Raw genomic sequence first — 16,285 nt, 5'->3', positions numbered from 1 at the left:
TTACGAACTACGCATTACAAACGGCTTCGCATTCGTAATTCGTAATTCGTAATCCGTAATTGATTTTAGTATGCTCTGGCAAACAATACCCGTTCTTTGGACGGTTTTCCCGAGAAAACGCAGGTACCTGCTTCCTGAGGGTTGTCCAGTGGTATACAACGGATAGTTGCTTTGGTCAGTTCTTTGATTTTCTCTTCTGTTTCAGGCGTACCGTCCCAGTGGGCAGATACGAAGCCTGTTTTTTCGTCCAGTACTTTCTGGAATTCCCCGAAGGTATCCACGCGGGTGATGTGTTCATCCCGGTAAGTTTGGGCTTTGGTGAAGAGTTGCTGTTGGATTTCCTCCAGCAGGTCGCTGATACGGCCGGCCAGTCCATCGAGGGAGAGGCTCATTTTTTCTTTCGTATCGCGGCGTGCTACTTCAGCCACGTTGTTTTCGAGGTCTCTCGCGCCGATGGCTATACGAACGGGCACGCCTTTCATTTCGTATTCCGCGAATTTCCAGCCCGGGCGGTTATTATCGGAGTCGTCGTATTTCACGCGGATACCGGCTTTTTTCAGTTCCGCCACGATCACGTTAACTTTTTCGTCGAGTGCCGTTTTCTGGTCGGCTCCCTTATAGATGGGAACGATCACCACCTGGAGGGGTGCGATGCGGGGAGGCAGTACCAGGCCCTGATCGTCGCTGTGTACCATGATGAGGCCACCGATCAGGCGGGTAGAAACGCCCCAGGAGGTAGCCCATACGTAGTCCAGTTTATTTTCCTTGTTGGAGAACTGTACGTCGAAAGCTTTGGCGAAGTTCTGGCCGAGGAAGTGGGAAGTACCGGCCTGCAGGGCTTTACCGTCCTGCATGAGCGCTTCCACGCAATAGGTGTTGACAGCGCCGGCAAATCTTTCGCTGGCAGTTTTAACGCCACGGATTACCGGTACCGCCATGTATTGTTCCGCGAAGTCGGCATATATGTGCAGCATCTGTTCTGTTTCCGCGATCGCTTCTTCCGCTGTAGCGTGGGCGGTGTGGCCTTCCTGCCAGAGGAATTCGGCTGTGCGGAGGAACAGGCGGGTGCGCATTTCCCAGCGTACCACGTTGGCCCACTGGTTGATCAGCAGGGGGAGGTCACGATAAGATTGGATCCAGTCCTTATAAGTGTTCCAGATGATGGTTTCAGAAGTGGGTCGAACGATCAGTTCCTCTTCCAGTTTAGCTGCCGGGTCTACTACTACCCCACCGCCGTCGGGGTCGTTTTTCAGGCGGTAGTGGGTTACCACGGCGCATTCCTTGGCGAAGCCTTCCACGTGGGCGGCTTCTTTGCTGAGGAAGCTTTTGGGGATAAACAGCGGGAAATAAGCGTTCTGATGACCGGTTTCCTTGAATTTGCTGTCCAGGACATCGCGCATGGCTTCCCAGATCGCGAAGCCATATGGTTTGATCACCATACAACCTCTAACGGCAGAGTAATCTGCCAGACCGCCTTTCACTACCAGGTCATTGTACCATTGTGAATAATCTTCCGAACGGGCTGTGATCTCTTTACTCATAAATAAAAATACTAATTTATATTCCTTTATCTTTTAGCAAAAAATTATCAAATTTGTCTAGTCAAAATTATCTTCCGGCTAACCGGAGGAAGGGCTCAAACTGGCTTAGTTTTTGCCTCAAATATTTAAAAAGAAAATGTTACAAACCTACATGAAAATCATAAAGGTGCAAATAGTCCGGCCAAAATAAAATAACCCGTACTGTAATTGTAACTTTGTTCCCTAATATCCGTTATAAAATTGTAAATTTACTATATAAATCACGCTAAAAATATATTTCAAATGAAACCTATACTATACATTGCACTGGCTGGTTCGTTCGCTCTGGGCGCATGTTCCAGCACATACAAGACGGCCCAGACACCGGACGATGTATATTATTCACCGCGTCAGCAACAGCGTACCTATGCTTCCAACAATGGTTCCAACGGTAATTCTGTACAGGATGAGAACGGCAGATATACGGATGCGCCCGATGATGGTGGCACTTATGTGACATATGACGATGATCAGGGTGATTATCAACGCCGGATCAACCGTTTTGGCAGCAACGCCGGTACTTACAACGGCGGTTACTGGGATGGTTATAATGCAGCCAGCAACCTGTACATGGGCAGTGGCTTCGGTTATGGCTATGGTCCTTACAGCAGCTTTGGCTACAGCAGCCTGTGGGGTCCTTCTATCAGCATGGGCTTCGGCTGGGGTTATGGTGGATTCTACCGTCCCTGGAGCTATGGCTTAGGCTTTGGCTGGGGTGGTTATCCTTACTACGGTTCTTACTGGCCTTATGGCGGCTACTACGGTGGCTACTATGGCCATTACTACCCATACTATGCAGGTGGTTACTATGGCGGCGGCCATTACGGCGGTGGTTATTATACCCGTCCTGCCAACTCCTACGGACCGGTTAGAAATAACAACGAACGTGTTTCCCGCACCAACTACACCAATAACAGCGGTGGCAACGCCGGTGGAGGTGGTTATTACCGTCCTTCCAGAGGTGCTACAGCACCTGTAGGCGGCGGTGGCAACGGAAACTATGCGCCGTCCAACACCGACCGTCCACGTCGTGTGTTCCAGCAGTCCAGCTCAGAAAGACCCGTTATCTCCCGTCCTTCCTATGACAATGGCGGTGGTAACTATAACAATAATGGTGGCAACTATTCCCGTCCTTCCCGTGTGGAATATTCCCGTCCTTCTATGCCGTCTCCTTCCCCCAGCTACTCTGCACCGAGTGGCGGCGGACGTAGTAACACCGGCGGTGGTGGCGGTGGCGGAGGCTACAGCCGTCCTTCCAGAGGCGGACGTTAATACAAACGAATTCAAGATAAGCGTAGCAAAAAAACTACGCTTATCTTTTTATAGGACATAAGTTTTGCCTGTTTGTGAACGTTATATCTGTCGCAGCACGTTATTCAGCAACATTCTGCCAAATACATCTCAATTTTTAAGTCTATAGAATTATGATTAAAAGAATTTACCCTCTTTTAGGAGGACTCTTTTTATCCGTTACCGCAATGGCGCAGAGCTCGAATGACGCCCTGCTCTACTCCCCGAACCAACCATTCGGGACGGCAAGAGCACAGTCACTGGGAGGCGCAGGCATAGGCCTGGGCGGCGACTACTCCTCTGCACACTCTAACCCGGCCGGTATCGGCATGTTCAAAACCGGCGAATTCCTCATCTCCGCAGGTTTAGGTCTCACTAACAACTCCTCCAATTACCTCGGTAATAACCAACTGGACAACAAAGGCAACAAGACCAATTTCCAGATGCCCAGCATCGGCGTGATCTTCGCGTCCAACAAAGGCACCGGCGAACATGCGTGGAACAACGTCAGCTTCTCCCTTGGTTATACCCGTATGGCCAACTATAACAACAAAATAGCCGTAGCGGGTTATAATGATAAATCTTCTTTCTCCGACAGCTGGGTAGATCAGATGTGGTACGACAATGTGGAGGCCATCAAAAACAACTATCCACTGGGTGGCAGCCTCGGCTACCGCGCCGGTCTGATAGACCTCTTCAAACATACCAACGGGACAGAAGAAGTGATGAGCAATGCCTCTCCGCAACGTCCTACCAACAGTCCTACCGACTACCTCACCGCCGTTCAGCAACGCGGTATCGTGGAAACACGGGGAGGCCTGAACGAATTTGCCTTCGCGGTAGCCGGCAACTACGGTAACCGTTTATACATTGGTGGTAGCCTCAACGTTCCGAGCGTGAACTACCGTGAGGACTTCACTGTGATGGAAGACGACGCCACCGACAACGGCGGCAACCGTCCCAATAACGATTTTGGATACTTCGACTACCGCCAGTTCCTGAAAAGGACCGGTCTCGGTATCGGCGCTAAAATAGGCGTGCTCTATAAAGCTACTCCCCGCTTCCGTCTGGGTGGCGCTTTCCACACTCCTACCTACTACAGCCTGCATGACAGCTATACCGCAGACATCGAGGTGAACACAGAGAACTACATGGGCAAACAGTACGTTCACTCCAATGACGTGACCAACGGTTATCCTGTAGAATACGACTACAACTATGTTACGCCACTCCGTGCCATGGCCGGTGTGACCTATTTCTTCGGCGATATCACCCACGTGAGCAATACACAGGGCTTCATCACCGCCGATTATGAATATGTGAACCAGTCCTCCGGCAAATTCAAAATGAGCAATGCCCGTAACGACGAAAAAGTACTGAACGAAAATATCAGCGCTATCTACAAAGCCGTTTCCAACGTGCGCGTAGGCGCCGAACTGAAGTTCGCCACCCTCTACGCCGTAAGGGCAGGTTTTGCCTGGTATGGCAACCCGTACAGCAACGACGCTTACAACGCCAATACAGACGCCTCCCGTAAAGTATACAGCGCCGGTTTCGGATACCGTAACAAAGGCCTGTATGCCGACCTGGCTTACAGCTACTCACAGGGCAACGACCGTTACCGCTTATATACCAGCAACGTTCCTGCCTTAACACCTGCCGCCGCCACGCTGGATTACACCAGAAGCAACGTGGTGCTGACAATGGGATTGAAATTTTAATTTTTCGATTTGAGCGATATATCCTCCAGTCCCAGGGCTAAAGCCCTGGGCTACGATGTTGTTCAAATCCTAAAGGGTGCCAGGGTTTTGAAGTTAGAGATGATGACATTCGATTAAGCGAATGAAGCAAAAATCCCGGATTGAAGCCTGGCGATGATATTAAATAGAAATGAGTGCAGGGCAGAGTCCTGTACTACGAAATGATAAAAAAAGCTGGTCTTACAGACCAGCTTTTTTTATATGATGACATAATTTGATTTGCTTTTTTATTGATGCCGACAGGGATTTACGTTAGTGATGATCAGGGTTGCAGCTGTTGTTGCAGCCAGTTCTCCACTACTTCGGGGTGGCGCGGATCAAACCAGTGGTAATCTGTATCCTTGCGGAACCAGGTCAGTTGTCTTTTGGCGTATTGCCGTGTATGCGTTTTAATATCTTCCACTGCCTTTTCGAGGGGCAGCCTACCATCGAAGTAGTCAAATATCTCCTGATAGCCTACTGTGCGCAAAGCGTTATGTTGCCGGTAGGGCACCACACGCTCCACTTCAGCCAGCAGACCGGCGTCCATCATGAGGTCTACCCGTTTGTGGATATTTTCATGCAGTAGTTCCTTGGGCAGGCTGGTCCCTATTTTGATCACGCGAAAATCCCGCTGCGCTTTGGTGGCGGTGCGGAAAGTGGTGATAGAATGGCCGGTAGCTTCCAGTACTTCCAGCGCCCGGATGAGCCGTTGCGGATTTTGTGTTTCCGCGGTCGCGTAAAATGCCGGGTCGCGCAGCAGCAGCTGTTGTTGTAGCCAGGGCAGGCCATATTCTTCGTATTGGGCATTGAGCTGTTCGCGGATACCGGGCGGGATGGCCGGCATATCATCGATTCCTTCACAGAAGGCGCGGATATACAGGCCGGTACCACCGCACATAATGGCCACGTCGTTGTCCCGGAAAATTTCGCGGGCGTATTGCAGGGCCAGTTGTTCGTAGATGCCGGCATTTACTTCTTCCCGGATGGAGTGGGAATCAATAAAGTAGTGCGGGACAGCCGCCAGTTCCTCCGGGGTAGGTTTAGCCGTACCGATGCTGATTTCCCGGTAACATTGCCTGGAATCGGCAGAGATCACCGAGGTGTGGTACAATTGCGCCAACCGTATAGCCAGCGCCGTTTTACCGGAGGCCGTGGGGCCTGCTATGATAATGACTGTTTTCAGGTTAGATCAGTTGCTAGAAATTATTTTCATCTTCTGCGCCGCCGCCAAATTCATCCGCGCCGTCGTTGGTTTCTTCTTCGCCTTCTTCGCCGAAGCCGTCTTCGTCCATGCCCTCTTTGTTGAGGTCATATTTTTCTTCCATTTCCACGAGTTTATCACCGACGAGGCCTTTGGTGCCGTACTGGCTGGGGGCCAGGCCTTCCTTGCGTACACATACAGGATAGGTCAGTTTAGCGTTCTCATCTTTGGAAACGCCGATCAGTTCCACGAGGAAAGACCAGTTTTTGGCGAAGTCGTAGAGGTAGATGAATTTTTGGTTGGGTGCTTTCACCGCGGCAGCGATCGTCGTTTCTGACATGAGCAGCGGCTCCACCTTGCGGGGCTGTTTATCTTCCTGCAGGATGATTTCCCGGCCGCGTTGCCAGTTGTCGTTACTGCGGAAGAAGGTAGCTCCATGTTTGGTATCAAATTCAAAAGCCTGCAAAATGGCCGTATGTAATGCTAAAAAAGTCTGATTCGGCTTAATGGAAATGTCTCTGTAAACACTTTCATCTTCTTCCCAGTATACTCTGAATTTCAAAACCGGCATGACAATTTGGTTATAAGTTAGATAAATATATTAATTCCCAACGCACGGTCAAGGGCGCTGATAACAATTAATCGTTTCTTAATTCTGGTTATGTAAAATTACCAATTTTATTTAACTGGGGTAAGGTCCAGGGCTTTTGCTTTTTCCAGCATAAAAGCGTAGGCAGCTTCGTAGGTGTTAGCTATTTCACCGTCGAGGATAGCCTCCCGGATGGCGTTTTTGAGGTCGCCCACAACCCGGCCCGGTTTCAAATCAAACGTCTCCATGATCATTTCGCCGGTAACAGGTGGTTGCCAGTTGCGGATACGATCGCTTTCTTCCACTTCCTTCAGCCTTTTGCGCACCAGTTCAAAATTCTCCAGATAACGTTTCACCTTGGATTTGTTTTTGGAGGTGATATCGGCCTCACACAGCATCATGAGTGCTTCGATATCATCGCCGGCATCGAACAGCAGCCTGCGGATAGCCGAGTCCGTTATATTTTCCTTGGTGAGGCTGATCGGGCGCAGGTGGAGTTCCACCAGCTTTTTGACCAGCTTCATTTTATCATGCAGGGGTAATTTGAATTTGGTAAAGATACGGGTCACCATCTTCCCTCCCACCGCATCGTGTCCGTGGAAAGTCCAGCCGTGGCCCGGTTCAAATTTTTTGGTGGCCGGCTTACCGATATCATGCAGCAGGGCTGCCCATCGGAGCCAGAGGTCGCGGGTGTTCACGGAGATATTGTCCACCACCTGCAGGGTATGATAGAAGTTGTCCTTGTGTCCTTTGCCCTCATACATTTCTACCCCTACCATGTCGATCATCTGGGGGAAGATGATTTTAAGCAGACCGGCTTTATAGAGCAGATCGAGCCCCACAGAGGGTTTGGGGGAGAGCATGATTTTATTGAATTCGTCGGATATCCGTTCCTGTGTGATGATACGGATACGTTCCGCATTTTCCTGGATGGCTTTAAACGCCTCGTCAGTGATGGTGAACTGCAGCTGGGAGGCGAAGCGGATCGCGCGCATCATGCGCAGGGGGTCATCACTGAAAGTCTGGGCCGGTTCGAGGGGGGTACGGATCAGTTTTTTCTCCAGATCGGCCATTCCTTCGAACGGATCGATGAGGGCGCCGTAGTCTGCCTCTCTGAGGCTGACAGCCAGTGCGTTGATGGTAAAATCGCGGCGGTTCTGGTCATCTTCGAGTGAGCCGGCCACTACTTCGGGGTTTCTGGATTCCCGGCGGTAGCTTTCTTTGCGGGCGCCTACGAATTCGATTTCAAATTCGTGCCATTTCACCTGAGCGGTACCGTAGGTTTTGAAGAAGCTCACGGGGATATTATCGCCGAGGGCTTCCGCCACCTTATGTGCCAGGGTGATGCCGTCGCCCACGCACACGATATCCATGTCTTTCGTTCTTCTTCCCAGTATTTTATCGCGTACGAAGCCTCCGATCAGATAGGCGGGCACGCCCAGTTCGTGGGCTGCCAGCGCAATCTTCTCCAACACTTTCCGTTCCTGCAGGGAGCAGGGAATGTCTAATGGCTTGCTGCTGATCATATTAGTTTTTTGTTCCTTTCGCCGAAATTCAGGGCGCAAATGTAATAAATAATGGCGTTTAATCCCGGATTATGGCTATTGAACCGTCTTTTCCTATCCTGATAATTCTGGAAGCCACGCCGGTAGCGGCTTCTTCCTGTCGGTATTTTACCACATAATCCACGCCGTTCACGATAGCGGGCGACACTTCCCGGAAACTGGCCGGTGATGGTTGGCCGCTGATATTGGCGGAGGTGGACACCAGTGGTTTACGCAATCGTTTCAGCAGGTGGCGGCAGAAAGTATCCTGTACGATACGGATGGCCACCGTCTGATCATCGCTGATAGCGTTGGCTGCGAGGCCGAGGGCGCCTTCATAGATGACCGTGGTGGGGCGGTTGAAGCCGGCGAGCACCTCCGCCATGTCCGGCCGGGGGTTGGACACGTACTGTAACAAGTCCCGCACGTCCGGCAGCAGTATCACGAGGCTTTTGCTTTCGCTGCGTTGTTTCAGTTCATATACTTTTTTGACGGCTGCTTCATTGGTCGCATCACAGCCGATTCCCCAGATGGTGTCTGTAGGGTATAAAATGAGGCCGCCACTGCGCAGTACCGGCAATGCGGCGTTGATATCCTGTTCAAAATCCATTACTGTTCATTTATTTTTCCAGGTCCACATACACTTTCATCATATCGGCGGCACATTGTTCCGGTGTGAACTTCCGGGCATGTATCCATCCTTTGTCGCGCATATCCTGTACCAGCGAAGGTTCTGCCAGTACGCGGCGCATAGCGCCGGCGATGTCCGTGGCGCTCAGCGGGTCTATATATAAGGCCGCGTCTCCGCCTGTCTCCCCAAAACAAGAGCCGTGGGAGGTGATCACCGGCGTGCCACTCCACAGCGCCTCCAGAATAGGGATGCCAAAGCCTTCAAAAAGCGAAGGATATAAGAGTGCCACGGCGCCCTGATAGAGCAGCGGCAACGCACTGTTGGGCAGCCTTTCCTGCTCATTGAGCCATATCACCTGTTGTGTGAGGCCGTTGGCCGCGAGGTATTCCTTTACTTTCTTTTTATAGCTACTGCCGTTACCCAGTACCACCAGTGGCACATTGACCGCGCCTTTCAGTGTATTCATGGCCGTTACTATGCCCAGCAGGTTTTTCCTTTCAATGACCGAGCCAACATACAGGAAATACTGTTCAGGCAGGCGGTAACGAGCGCGGAACTCCTGTATTTCCCCATCCGTATGCGGTACCGCAAACGCGGGGTCGCAGCTCTGGTATACCACTGCTATTTTGTCCGGGTCGGTATGGTAATAAGTGATGAGGTCCTGCCGGGTCTGTTCGCTGATAGCGACCACTTTATCGGCCATATCGCAGGCGTAGCGGGCTTTGCGGCGGTAGGTAAAAACATCGATGGGGTTGTATTGTTTCGGGTACCGTTCAAAGATCAGGTCGTGCATGGTGACGACCGATTTCACGCCGCTGCCGGGGATACCGAAGGGGATTTCATGGCTGAGGCCATGGTATAGATCAATACCGTACCGCTGCAGGTCTTTTACCACATAGCGGCTCCGCCAGGCCGATTTAAACCAGCGGTGCCAGGCTTTTTCAGGTAATACCACCGGGATGCCCGGTGCATTGTACATATCCGTTTGTTTGGGAGCGAACAGAAAATACTGGTGCTCCGGGAAGCCTGCCGCCAGGGAAGAGATCAGGGTGCGACTATAATTGCCCAGTCCCGTATCATTCTGGAAAGCACGCTTGGCATCAAAACCAATCTTCATATGTTGCGAAAATACGAAGTCCCACGAAAGAAATTCGTTATTCGTTATTTCATTTATTAGATATTACTTTTGCGAAAAAAGCACAAATGGATTTACAACAACAAATACAGGCTGCCTGGGCTGACAGAAGCCTGTTACAGGAAACGCAGTATACCGACGCCGTAAAAGCAGTGATAGAAGCAGTGGACAAGGGTCATCTGAGAGTGGCGCAGCCGACAGAGAACGGATGGGTAGTTAATGAATGGGTAAAGCAGGCTATCCTGATGTATTTCACCATTCAACCGATGGAAACCATGTCGCTTCCTCCTTTCGAGTTCTATGATAAGATGAAGCTGAAGACCAACTATAAAGATCTGGGTGTACGTGTAGTACCGCATGCTATTGCCCGTTACGGCGCCTATATCTCCAAAGGTTGTATCCTGATGCCGTCTTATGTGAACATCGGCGCGTATGTAGACGAAGGGACCATGGTAGACACCTGGGCTACCGTAGGCTCCTGTGCGCAGATTGGTAAACATGTGCACCTGAGCGGTGGCGTAGGTATCGGTGGCGTACTGGAACCACTGCAGGCCAGCCCGGTGATCATCGAAGATGGTTGTTTCCTGGGTTCCCGTTGCATTGTAGTAGAAGGCGTACATGTAGAAAAAGAAGCCGTGCTCGGTGCTAACGTGGTACTGACACAGTCTACCAAAATCATTGACGTGAGCGGTCCTGAGCCGATCGAATACAAAGGCCGTGTACCAGCCCGCAGCGTGGTGATTCCGGGTACTTATCCGAAGAAATTCCCTGCAGGCGAATATCAGGTCAACTGTGCCCTGATTATTGGTCAGCGTAAAGCTTCCACCGATCTGAAGACCAGCCTGAACGACACCCTGCGTGAGTTCAACGTGGCCGTTTAATATATTAAGAAGCAATAAGGCAGCGGGTTTCCGCCGTTTTATTGCTTTTTTTTAAAATAAATTTGGTTGGTAATATAAAAAACCTACCTTTGCAATCCCTTTAACGAGGGACACAGCCCTGCCCAGATGGCGAAATTGGTAGACGCACTGTGTTCAGGTCGCAGCGCCCGCAAGGGTGTGCTGGTTCGAATCCAGTTCTGGGCACAAAAATCCTGCAAGTTTTACTTGCAGGATTTTTTGTTTTTGGGCATGCGTATCCATCCTGCAAACGCCTCCTGCTTAGAAGAGACTTTCGCTCAGTAAGGTGTCTATACAATACAGATACACAACGCGCAACACAACGTATTACCAATATGCCTATCCAGTGAAGGCCTACACTTTATTTTACGTCTCCATATTACCTCAAATTGAATGGTCAATATCCGGATTGTTGCCTATTGTATATTGTGTGGGTTGTCAATCATACAACGCCATATTCCATCTGTTCCTTTACGAACCACATCTGTTGATGTTCCGGAATATTTCGCAGGGTTTCCTTCTTCATCTGTATAGTCTACTGCCCAGTCAAGGACCAGCAGGGCGATATCTTCATTTATTAAGGTGTGCCTTGTTGCGCCGGATATTTTTCCATTCAGGGCAAAATACGGTTCCAAGGCATTTTTTAGTGTTGTTCCCTGTGCCGCCTTGCCCGGACTGGCAGCAATAACAGCATTCTTCTCATAATATGCGTCTATCAAATTATCGATATTACCCTGATTAAAGTAATAGATGAATACCTCCGTTGTTTTATCCGGAGTTGTTGCTTTTGGCGCTTCCTGTGTCATTGTATTTTTGTTATTTGTGAATAGATTTGTAAGATCAAAACTACCTACTTTTACTTTACAAAAGATAGTAGTTTCCCAAAGTATAGTGACCTTTACAATTAAAATTGAAACAAGTGAAAAAAGCGTCAATAGAAGAATGTGCCCGCTCCATCCTTCCCATCCGGGATGTGCTGGATATCTTAAGTGGCAAATGGAAGTTGCAAATTATCATGCTATTGATGTTTGAAAAAAGAAGATTTAAAGATTTACAAAATCTTATTCATGGCATTACTCCTAAAATGCTTACCAAGGAATTACGCCAGCTGGAAATAAACCAACTGGTAAGCCGTACCGTGTATGATGGGTCGCCTGTTTATATTGAATATGCTATAACGCCTTATGGAAGGACGCTTAAAAAAATAATTCTTGAAATGGAGGATTGGGGAAAGAAACACCGGAAAAGGATAATGGCGAAGCCGGTGTAGCCAACACGATATATTAATCATTACAAAAAGCAGTGTTGCCGGGAAAAGAACAGCTGTTCTTTTTCACGTTCCTATATCGTCAATTAAGTTTCCATTCCTAACCAAAAAAATTAACACGCATTGCAATCGTTTTCCAGAGAAGTAAATTTTTTTTCTTTCAACTGACTTCCTATCTTAGCACCAACAGCTAAAACAGTGGATTCATTTTCTTGTGTCATGTGATTTATTTTAGTGCACGTTACCTCAAAACATCATCCCCGTATTTGCTATTCGTTACCTCAAAACTTTTCTCTGTCGCTATTGCTATTCAATGCTAGCAGCAGTGGGAAATTGTAATGCCTATTAATTGTTCTTTCATATTGTTCACCATCAAAGGAAGCATTTATGGCAAACCTCAAAATCACTGATCTCATTGCCGATCTCGCAAAGACCCAAAATCGCTGGAAGGCAAGGGAAACAGCTGTTTCTCAGTTATCAGAAGATCAACAAAGCGCCCTGCTCGGCGTAGTAGTTAACACTGCTGAACTGGCATCCGTCATGAAACCTGTTGCCGGTGCCGCTCCGGTGGCCAATTACGCCAGCGCGGTAGACTGGCGTAATCGCAACGGCAATCACATTACCCCTGTAAAAGATCAGGGCGGATGTGGTTCCTGCGTATCATTTTGCACTACCTCCGTTACCGAGGCGATGGCGTCTATCGAACATGGACAGTTATTAGATCTCTCTGAAGCGGATCTGCACTTCTGTTCCAACCATGGCGCCAATTGCGGCGGTTGGTGGCCTACCGATGCTTTTAACCAGATTAAAACACGCGGTATTCCTGATGAACCTTGTTTTCCTTACGCCACGGCTTTTCCGGACAATAACATCTGGAAGCAACCTCCTCACTGCACTGTTGGTCCCAACAGAGATGCCAGAGCCGTAAAGATCACCAATTCTACTACCCTGGCCAATGTGGTTGACCGTAAAAATTACATCTCCGCCAATGGTCCGGTTTCTGCCGTGATGCATGTATACGAAGATTTCTTTGCCTACGCTGATGGTGTATATAGCCATGTAACCGGCGCAGACAAAGGATTACACTGCGTTACCGTTATTGGTTACTCCGAAGCGGAACATTGCTGGATCTGCAAAAACTCCTGGGGAACAGGATGGGGACAGGGCGGATTTTTCAAAATCGCCTATGGACAAGCAGGCATTGATACTGAATTCCCATTCTGGACAGCCAGCGGCGTCGTATTACCACAACAACAGCATGCGTGGTATGGCTACGAAAACCTCGGCGGCCTGTTATCTTCCAGACCCAATGCGGTGTCATGGTCGGCCAACAGAATTGATGTGGTCGTAAGAGGTATGGATTCTTCCGTATACCATAAATGGTGGAATGGCACTTCCTGGCAGGGCTGGGAGTCTCTCGGCGGACAAATTCAGGGAGCGCCAGCTATCTGCTCCTGGCAGAATGGCCGCCTCGACGTATTTGCCGTAGGCCTCAACCATCACCTGTGGCATAGATACTACCAGGGAGGATGGAGCAACTGGGAAGATCTCGGCGGTATGCTTTCTTCCGAACCGGCCTGCGTAAGCTGGGGTCCTAACCGGATCGACATCTTTGCCCGTGGCATGAACTCTTCCATGTGGCATTTATGGTTTGATGGCACATGGCATGGCTGGGAAGATCTCGGCGGCGTTATTACCTCCGCCCCTGCTGTATCTTCCTGGGCATCCGGCAGGCTCGACTGCTTCGCCCGCGGCACAGATAATAAACTGTGGCATAAATGGTTCGACAAAGGATGGAGCAACTGGGAAAATCTGCAGTCAGAAATGTTTGACAGCCCGGCTGCCGTATCCTGGGGGCCCAACAGGATTGATGTATTCTTCCCTGGTCAACAATATAACATGATGCATAAATGGTGGGACGGCAAAGCCTGGAGCGGAGATGAAAACCTCGGTGGTATTTTGTCTTCTGCCGTAGGGGTATCCTCCTGGCAGGCAGGCCGCCTCGACTGCTTCGTTGAAGGCACCGATTCCGCGATGTATCATAAATGGTACGTATAATAATACATTACGGGGCACAGCCCCTATCCTGTTACACAAAAAATGAAGCGCCTGGTTAAACAGGCGCTTCATTTTTTGTGTTTACTATCTTGTAACTTAACAAAATCAGCATATGGACATCATCGTAAAAACAATAAAAACCGGGAACTCCGTCCCCGTCATTTTACCCGGCATGGGAACCGCAGGTTTCCAATGGTTTTATTCAACAGAAAACGGCGACTGTATTGAAATAAAACCCTATGACTATACACAGGACTCCCTTGTACGGGATGCCGGGACAAGCAATGATGAAGTATTTATGATCACGGGCGTATTACCAGGCCATGCGAAGGTTACATTTGAGCAGCGGAGAGGCTGGGAAAAAAACGGACAGATCATCAATACCCAGACCTTTGATATTACGGTTACCCAGTGATCTTCCTTTTTTATGCTATCACCTATTGCTGCGCTGCTATCGCCTCCTTCAAATTATCTATCGGTGGCCGGTTCATCTCATACCCTGAATAACCGAAATTCTGGTTCAGCCGTCCTTCCCTGTTAGCGTCAATATCTGATTGCGGCACCGGCCATAATATATGATAGGGACTTGCCGTGAATACGGCGCCGTACACGGTTTTTACGCCTTTATTGTAAAAGTTGTTATACCTGCTCACGCGCTCATACCAGTAGCTGCTTCTGGAAAGGTCTTCCACGGTATATGTCTTGCCAAACTCGTCAGCTTTATGGGTTTGTGCGAAGATGTAGGATACGCGGGAAAGTTCCATATGCCGCAGCTCTTCATAGAAAAGTTCCCTGGCTCTTTCGTCCATGATCGTTCCCATGGTTATCTCTCCTGCGGAATACATCTTCGTACAATGTGCCCTGCGGCGAATGGTATTCACATCTTCCGCTGCCAGTCCGAGATCACCTTTCCAGAAATATGCTTCTGCCCGCAGCAGGTAAGTTTCCGCCAATCTGTATATGTACCAGTCGCTGGCGCCGCCGTTATAGCTATCCACGGTTTCATTTCTGGGTGATTCGATCCATAGTTTATAGTGGGGCCAATCAAACCATGTTCTGATAGTATCCGTTACCAATAGTTTGCCGGCGCTGTTATACTTCTGTAGCGGCTTGCCGTAGTAAGGATCTTTGTCTGTAAGCAACGCGGGATTATTATAGACCATGTCTTCCATGCGCATCCAGTTACCGGTACCGGTACTGTGACGGAGGTCTTCCGGATCATCCCAGATGGCATTGGAACTGTACCAGGTAGGTCTTGTAATGGCCACTCCCCTGCCATAGGTTTTGCGCAGGTCTATCTTATCACGCGTCAGCGTATAGCTGGTACTCATGCCTGGTTTACCGGAGGGAGTGCTGATCAGCTGGTTGCCGGAGCCGGAGATAAAAGGAACTGCATTTCTCATGCTGCCGATGTCGATCCGGCTGTTGGCCAACTCTTCCCGGCTAATGATATTAAAGATAGTTTCTTTGTTGGTGGCAATGGACTTATTGGGGCCGCGATGCAAATCCCATATCACGTTCCTGGTAATATTATGAATCGCCGGCATCGGATTGACAAATGTACCGAAAGGCGCTGTCATCAAAGAATACCCGGAGCTGTTAATGAGGGTGTTGGCCACTGCTATCGCGTTGTCGAACTGCCCGGCAGCCAGGTAACATTTGATCAGCAGCTGCTGACACGCACCTTTATTGACCATCCCGTAATCAGCATTGGCTGGCACGTACTTCACAGCGAACTCCATGTCTGCGATGAGCTGCTGCAATATTACTTCCCGTTTGGTAGAACGGAAATTGAACTTGGGGGCAGTGATTTCTCTGGTCAGCAAGGGAATGTCCCCGAAATCAAATATCAGCCAGAGATAGCGGAAAGACCGGTGGAAATAAGCCATTCCCATCATCTGGTTACGCAAGGTAGAATCCAGTCCGGGCACCCTGTCGAGGTTAGACACGATGGTATTGGCGTATTTAATGCCTTTATATCCTTCAAACCAAAAAAAGTTGATTCTATTGGTATTAACGTCATTGTTATTGGAGATGGGGGTGATCATTGCGTTCAGGTCCTGCGCCGGTCCTGATTTGTCTGTAGTACCGTTCACCGCCACCTCTGAAAAAAGCAGGTCCGTGAGTATGGGCGCACCATCTCCGGTCCATACGTAGTTCAGATTTCTGTTGCAGCTGCTGATAGCCGCCTGCAGCCCTTCTTTGGAGGTAAACGTAATAGAGGGCTCATAAAAGGAGAGCGGATCGGGTTTCAACCAGTCTTTTTTGCAGCTTAAAGGTATTTGTAAAGCGACTCCCAGCAAGAGGATACTTACAGCTTTATGAAAAGTGATCTTCATCGTAAAAAAG

The 16,285-nt window shown here is 49.3% G+C and carries 14 protein-coding genes and 1 tRNA gene; 7 read left to right on the top strand and 8 right to left on the bottom strand.

Annotated elements, in window-relative coordinates; all coding sequences use genetic code 11:
- Positions 1-65: 65 nt before the first annotated feature.
- Complete coding sequence (gene proS, locus ICL55_RS20375; protein ID WP_188100749.1) at positions 66-1,541, bottom strand: proline--tRNA ligase; 1,476 nt, start codon at positions 1,539-1,541, stop codon at positions 66-68.
- 282 nt (positions 1,542-1,823) lie between these two features.
- On the opposite strand from proS, the gene ICL55_RS20370 reads away from it, so the two are divergent.
- On the top strand, positions 1,824-2,852 hold the full coding sequence (locus tag ICL55_RS20370; protein WP_188100747.1) for a hypothetical protein: 1,029 nt from the start codon (positions 1,824-1,826) through the stop codon (positions 2,850-2,852).
- A gap of 206 nt (positions 2,853-3,058) precedes the next feature.
- A complete protein-coding gene (locus ICL55_RS20365) occupies positions 3,059-4,591 on the top strand; it encodes an OmpP1/FadL family transporter (RefSeq protein ID WP_188100745.1) in 1,533 nt (510 codons plus the stop codon).
- Between the two features lie 301 nt (positions 4,592-4,892).
- On the opposite strand, the gene miaA is transcribed toward ICL55_RS20365, so the two are convergent.
- The 5 genes from miaA to ICL55_RS20340 form a co-directional block, all read right to left on the bottom strand.
- Positions 4,893-5,777 (bottom strand): tRNA (adenosine(37)-N6)-dimethylallyltransferase MiaA, encoded by an 885-nt coding sequence (gene miaA, locus ICL55_RS20360; protein ID WP_343067856.1) that lies wholly within the window; start codon positions 5,775-5,777, stop codon positions 4,893-4,895.
- A 31-nt stretch (positions 5,778-5,808) separates the two neighbouring features.
- Positions 5,809-6,384, bottom strand: coding sequence for an IS1096 element passenger TnpR family protein (locus ICL55_RS20355; protein ID WP_188100743.1), 576 nt, complete (start codon positions 6,382-6,384; stop codon positions 5,809-5,811).
- A gap of 107 nt (positions 6,385-6,491) precedes the next feature.
- Complete coding sequence (locus ICL55_RS20350) at positions 6,492-7,928, bottom strand: CCA tRNA nucleotidyltransferase (protein WP_188100741.1); 1,437 nt, start codon at positions 7,926-7,928, stop codon at positions 6,492-6,494.
- A gap of 58 nt (positions 7,929-7,986) precedes the next feature.
- On the bottom strand, positions 7,987-8,556 hold the full coding sequence (locus ICL55_RS20345) for an L-threonylcarbamoyladenylate synthase (protein ID WP_188100739.1): 570 nt from the start codon (positions 8,554-8,556) through the stop codon (positions 7,987-7,989).
- A gap of 10 nt (positions 8,557-8,566) precedes the next feature.
- The gene (locus ICL55_RS20340; protein ID WP_188100738.1) at positions 8,567-9,694 is read right to left on the bottom strand and encodes a glycosyltransferase family 4 protein; all 1,128 of its coding nucleotides are present in this window, start codon (positions 9,692-9,694) and stop codon (positions 8,567-8,569) included.
- Between the two features lie 86 nt (positions 9,695-9,780).
- Here ICL55_RS20340 and ICL55_RS20335 point away from each other — a divergent pair, with 86 nt between their 5' ends.
- Positions 9,781-10,593 (top strand): 2,3,4,5-tetrahydropyridine-2,6-dicarboxylate N-succinyltransferase, encoded by an 813-nt coding sequence (locus ICL55_RS20335; protein WP_188100736.1) that lies wholly within the window; start codon positions 9,781-9,783, stop codon positions 10,591-10,593.
- Between the two features lie 120 nt (positions 10,594-10,713).
- A tRNA-Leu gene (locus ICL55_RS20330) sits at positions 10,714-10,797 on the top strand.
- Between the two features lie 230 nt (positions 10,798-11,027).
- Here ICL55_RS20330 and ICL55_RS20325 read toward each other — a convergent pair.
- Positions 11,028-11,417: a YybH family protein gene (locus tag ICL55_RS20325; RefSeq protein WP_188100733.1), complete on the bottom strand. Its 390-nt coding sequence runs from the start codon at positions 11,415-11,417 to the stop codon at positions 11,028-11,030.
- A 113-nt stretch (positions 11,418-11,530) separates the two neighbouring features.
- Here ICL55_RS20325 and ICL55_RS20320 point away from each other — a divergent pair, with 113 nt between their 5' ends.
- The 3 genes from ICL55_RS20320 to ICL55_RS20310 all read left to right on the top strand — a co-directional run bounded on the left by ICL55_RS20320 (position 11,531) and on the right by ICL55_RS20310 (position 14,351).
- Complete coding sequence (locus ICL55_RS20320) at positions 11,531-11,881, top strand: winged helix-turn-helix transcriptional regulator (protein ID WP_188100731.1); 351 nt, start codon at positions 11,531-11,533, stop codon at positions 11,879-11,881.
- A 384-nt stretch (positions 11,882-12,265) separates the two neighbouring features.
- Complete coding sequence (locus ICL55_RS20315) at positions 12,266-13,936, top strand: DUF8189 domain-containing protein (RefSeq protein WP_188100729.1); 1,671 nt, start codon at positions 12,266-12,268, stop codon at positions 13,934-13,936.
- A gap of 112 nt (positions 13,937-14,048) precedes the next feature.
- Positions 14,049-14,351, top strand: coding sequence for a protease inhibitor I42 family protein (locus ICL55_RS20310; protein ID WP_188100727.1), 303 nt, complete (start codon positions 14,049-14,051; stop codon positions 14,349-14,351).
- A gap of 22 nt (positions 14,352-14,373) precedes the next feature.
- Here the strand turns inward: ICL55_RS20310 and ICL55_RS20305 are convergent, their stop codons facing one another.
- The gene (locus tag ICL55_RS20305) at positions 14,374-16,275 is read right to left on the bottom strand and encodes a RagB/SusD family nutrient uptake outer membrane protein (RefSeq protein WP_188100725.1); all 1,902 of its coding nucleotides are present in this window, start codon (positions 16,273-16,275) and stop codon (positions 14,374-14,376) included.
- Positions 16,276-16,285 lie beyond the last annotated feature (10 nt).

Origin of the sequence: Chitinophaga varians (assembly GCF_014529945.1) — a bacterium.
Taxonomy (GTDB): Bacteria; Bacteroidota; Bacteroidia; order Chitinophagales; family Chitinophagaceae; genus Chitinophaga; species Chitinophaga varians.
The sequence above is the reverse complement of the archived record's forward strand: the minus strand, read 5'-3'. Positions and strand labels throughout refer to the sequence as shown.